This is a genomic window from Stygiolobus sp. CP850M (genome assembly GCF_037389425.1).
In the GTDB taxonomy this organism is placed as follows: domain Archaea; phylum Thermoproteota; class Thermoprotei_A; order Sulfolobales; family Sulfolobaceae; genus Stygiolobus.
The window spans coordinates 1-4,553 of record NZ_JBBHKR010000016.1 but is presented as its reverse complement, the minus strand read 5'-3'; the positions used below and the strand labels follow the sequence as shown (position 1 = coordinate 4,553).

The 4,553-nt window shown below is 42.2% G+C and carries 4 protein-coding genes; 1 reads left to right on the top strand and 3 read right to left on the bottom strand.

The genetic code is table 11. From position 1 onward, the window contains the following. Positions 1 to 733, bottom strand: a 733-nt coding sequence (locus WIW89_RS00685; RefSeq protein WP_337719374.1) for a DUF3782 domain-containing protein, incomplete at its 3' end; no start/stop codon positions are given. Between the two features lie 237 nt (positions 734 to 970). On the opposite strand from WIW89_RS00685, the gene WIW89_RS00680 reads away from it, so the two are divergent. Beyond that, on the top strand, positions 971 to 2,887 hold the full coding sequence (locus tag WIW89_RS00680) for an ATP-binding protein (RefSeq protein WP_337719373.1): 1,917 nt from the start codon (positions 971 to 973) through the stop codon (positions 2,885 to 2,887). An 86-nt stretch (positions 2,888 to 2,973) separates the two neighbouring features. Here WIW89_RS00680 and WIW89_RS00675 read toward each other — a convergent pair whose 3' ends face one another. Together WIW89_RS00675 and WIW89_RS00670 are read right to left on the bottom strand one after the other, a co-directional pair. Beyond that, a complete protein-coding gene (locus tag WIW89_RS00675) occupies positions 2,974 to 4,029 on the bottom strand; it encodes a DNA double-strand break repair nuclease NurA (protein WP_337719372.1) in 1,056 nt (351 codons plus the stop codon). Then, positions 4,030 to 4,553 (bottom strand): hypothetical protein (locus WIW89_RS00670; RefSeq protein WP_337719371.1); only part of this gene is annotated, 524 nt, incomplete at its 5' end.

Sequence of the window (4,553 nt, the reverse complement as noted above, 5' to 3'; positions counted from 1 at the left end):
TGCCGTCACTAATAATCACGTCTATTTCTACTTCCGATGGATAACCGTAAACTATTCCTTCTTTGTCAAAGATTATTTCTCTATCTACTTTCCAGTTTGTATTAGATAAAAGTTCCATCATACCTTTTCTAAATACATCCTCAGCTTGAATACCCCACCTGGTGCCTAGGGCACTAATCATCACTTCTAAGGTCTTTATATCCTGCTTAGTTGCCATAACTTTCTTAATACCCTCGATATCCTGCTTTACTTCTTCGAGTTCTTGTTTTGTCGCCATATTCTTCTTTACTTCTTCGAGTTCTTGTTTTGTCGCCATGGTTTTCTTTATCTCCTCGATGTCCTGCTTGGTCGCCATAACTTTCTTAATACCTTCGATATCCTGCTTTACTTCTTCGAGTTCTTGTTTTGTAGCCATGGTTTTCTTTATCTCCTCAAGTTCTTGTTTTGTCGCCATATTCTTCTTTACTTCTTCGAGTTCTTGTTTTGTCGCCATGGTTTTCTTTATCTCCTCAATGTCCTGCTTGGTCGCCATAACTTTCTTAATACCTTCGATGTCCTGCTTGGTCGCCATATCTTTCTTTATCTCCTCCACATCTTGTTTCGTAGCCAAATTCTGCCAGGGTGTGAGTTTTGCCAAGACCTGATAAATAATTTCAGGATGTGAGGCTAGTACGTCAGCTAATATTGAGGGATTCTCTGTCAACACTTTCTTTATCTCGTCAGCCAGTGACATTCTAAATTATACCTCTTCTTACTAAAATAAAAACCTAATTACATTGATATTACGGGCTCTAAGAATCAAGCACTCTTGTAAGCTAAAACTTTGATAAATACTATGTTAAACCTCAAATCAACCGTGCTAAAGGGTTGTTCAAAGAGCCTAGTCCCCCAAAGTCACTACTTCCTCTAGACAAACCCCTGCTCATTCTATTCAATAATACTTTTTAATGTCCGCAAACAATTACACCTTATGGAAGAGCTTTATACTGACAAATTAGTAGAGCAACTAAAGGGAAGGGTAAAAGAGGCTTACGAAATCGTAACAAAGTATTCCCGAGACGGGAACGTCATAGGTAAGGTAACACGATTCGAATACATTAACGTCGGGAGCAAACCCCTTATAAAAGTGGACATATCCTTTGAGAGCTACTTCAAAAACCCGGTAAAGAGGGGAGAAATTATAGCTATATTTTCTATAATACCAAAAGTGATTGTAATAGGCTCGGTGGACACAATAACTAGAGGCGACATGATGACGACCTTGGGTATCAAGGAGATAAGGGGGAGGGAAGACCCCTCGACAATAATAACTAATACCGTCCTCACCATCAATCCCTTGGCTGAGGTGAGGATAGAGGACTTAGAAAAAGGCGAACCCAAGCCCACCCCGGTAGTATCACCAATAGATCCACAGTCCCCGGTATTCTTGCCTAAAGATGACCTCATCGAGATAGCCCTCAACATACCAAAGGACGGAGTAACCGTTGGCAACGTTTTTTCCGGGTTTAACAAGATAGGGGCTAGGGTCGTTCTAGACGAAGAGACATTAAGACACCACGTACTGGTCATAGGTACTACCGGGTCCGGTAAGACTACATTGCTGAAGTCGATAATTTACGACGCTGGGATCCCCAAACAGTCAGTGGTCTTTGACAGGCAAGGAGACTTCGTAAGGTTTGCCATAGAAAAGGGAATGGAGGGGAGTGTAGTAGTCCCTATTACGAGGAATCTGTTGGAATATTACAATACTTTTGAGAATATGATAACGAGCAGATATTGTCAGGACGGAATAAGTGAAGGGGAATACGTTGAGTGCGGGAAAATTAAGTTCTACCCCTTCTCGTTAAAGTTCTCAACTGTGTTCAAGACCTTTAACAGTATAACCCCTTACATGAGCGATCAGGCATCGATGATGTGGGAGCCGATATATAATCGCTTCAAGAAAAACCTTTATGAGTTCTTAAAGGAGCTGGTAGCCGGGAAGGGCACTAAGAATGTGACCGATGAACAGAGACAACTTATCAACCGCATATGGGGTTGGGTTCTAAACCACATTACCTTAAGTAACTTCGTAGACGAGCCGATATATCTCACGGGCGATTTGTTAAAACAAGTGAACGAAATGGTGAAGACTACTAGGGAGGTGTTTAGGGAGTTCCAGCACGGTAATCAGAAAGTTAAGTATACTATCATAAAGAAGGAGGGAGGAAGCGACAAGTTAGGAGGGAATTCTGACTCCTCTGTGGTCCTCTACTTAAACGAGCTATTAAAATACACAATGGAGGAAGACCTCGATATTCATTCAGGTACGGAGGCTAATATTAATAGGTTGCTGAGAACCCTGAACGATTACGGCATATTTGACGTTGAAACTACAATTCACGAACTACCGGAAGACCTCCTAAATTCAGAGCTCTTAATAATCGACTTGTCCTTCCTTTTGGAATCGACGGAGTCCACAGACCCCCTCTCGATAGTCGTGTACAAGATATTAAACGAAGTTTACGGCTTTAAGGATAGGCTTTACAAAAGTGACTCAAAGAGGACTTTTCTGACGTTATTGATAATGGACGAAGCCCACGAGTTCTTCCCGCAGGCTAAAGGAGAAGTGTCCAAGTCAACTATAGAGAGGATGATAAATAGGATCCTTAGGTTAGGTAGGGTTAGGGGCTTAGGAGCAATACTAGCTACGCACATGCCTCAAGACTTGAACGAACTCATATTACAGTTAACTAATACAAAGATAATTATGAGGAATAACAAGGATGTCCTCGAGGATATAGGGGCAAAGGATTATGCGGACATACTAATAAGCGCACCGCCAGGTTTAGCGTTAGTGAAGTCCATAAGGTTTAATGATATACTGATGCAGACCAATCCACCTTGAAGGAGAGTGAAAGGGGTACATTCTGTTAGACAACGTTAAAGATGGTTTGGTAGAGCTGAATAATGCGTCACAGTAAGGAAGAAGACTCAAATCTTCTTCCTAAGCACGAAGTTAGACAATATATAGTCCTTATCCTTTAATTTCTCAACGGTCTTTACGGTGTAATACTCCCTGAACTGTTTAACCTCTTGGTTATTAATAGCGGAAAGGGCGTCAGCCATCACCGTTAGTAAGTTCAACTCAGCTCTGTCTTTGACTACCCATGTGGCAATAAGCGAGAGGACTTTTTCCACGTCATAACCACTGATGTAAGCTATATCCACTCTACTCGGGACACCAATCCTCGACGCCTTAACGTAAACTGATGCAATTTTCAATTTCCCGTCACTGTACTCCTTATAAGCTTCATAAGCCGACATAAGCTTATCTAGTTCACTTACTTCCCTACTTATTTTATCCCATTCTATTACCCCGATACCAACTACCTCCTCCCCCACAAAACGAGAAAGGAGACTGTCCACCACCATTTTTTCCCTATAATCCGTGTCCTTCAGATAACCTCTCTCCTTAAGTAACGAGACAATAAACCGCTCAGAAAACCTCTTGGCTATCCCTAGTATTGCCTTACCCTTCTCCAGCATTCTTGTCACGTGTTGAGCCCTCGTCCTCGCGAGTTCCTTTAGAGAGGGGATCGACTGTTTACCTCCTCTTTCGTCTATTATAGGAGGGTCTACTATAGGACCGTCTAATAATACATAATCGCACTCGTCACAAGTCCCCAAAAGTTGGCTTTCCAAGTTAATCATCAACCTAATTGAGTCGTTGCTCACGGTGTCCTCCCCCATATAATCGTCCTCAATTTCCACAGCGAATACCGGGTCTCTATTTACCACTTTCTTTCCGGACGTCACTTCGCCGATCACCTTTACAGCCTTAGCGATGATAAGGTACACATCACCCAAGTTCTGGACGTTCTTTGAACCGTCTATAGCACAATATATCCCTTTAACGCGTGAAAATTTAGGGTGATAAACGGACATGCCTAGCTCATTTAAGTCTACGTTATCTATTACGGTCTTTATAACGTTGTACCTATCGACGCTCTTTTCTACTATGTCGTCTATCTTTCTGAAGGCTTCCATTTACTCACCCTTCAGCTTTAGTGTTACTTTTAGTTTCCCCTTGAGTTTCCTGAGCTTTTCGTCCTCATCAAACCTCTTAAGCAGTGTTGCAAGCTCAGTTATGTCGTTAATCTCGACTTCCCCTTCGTCCACGAGCTTCGTCACAACTCCCTCCAGTTCCGAGCCTATCCTACTGACGATTTCTCTTTTTCTCTCCTCAGCCTCTCCGAGGGTCTCAGAAAGAGAGTTTAAGCACTCTTTTAATTCGCATAAAGTCTTTGCATCGCACTCATCAAATTCCACTTCCTCATCGAAAGCCCTTAAAAACCCGTTGAGTGAGTTTAACCTCTCGGTCTTTATCTCAATTTCCTTCTTTAGGTCTTCCATCTTCTTGTCTAATTCCTCCTTTACAGACTTGATGTCCTCCTCTACTTCCTTTACCTTGTCGTCGAGGAACTCCAACGCCTTGACTACTTCGTTTAGCGTTGATGATAATATCTTCAAATCCCCTAAGTTATCGACGTTTAGCTCCTTGCCTAACTCGT

Coding starts and splice junctions, on each gene's coding strand:
- WIW89_RS00680 (WP_337719373.1), top strand. CDS start 971: ATGGAAGAGCTTTATACTGACAAATTAGTAGAGCAACTAAAGGGAAGG.
- WIW89_RS00675 (WP_337719372.1), bottom strand. CDS start 4,029: ATGGAAGCCTTCAGAAAGATAGACGACATAGTAGAAAAGAGCGTCGAT.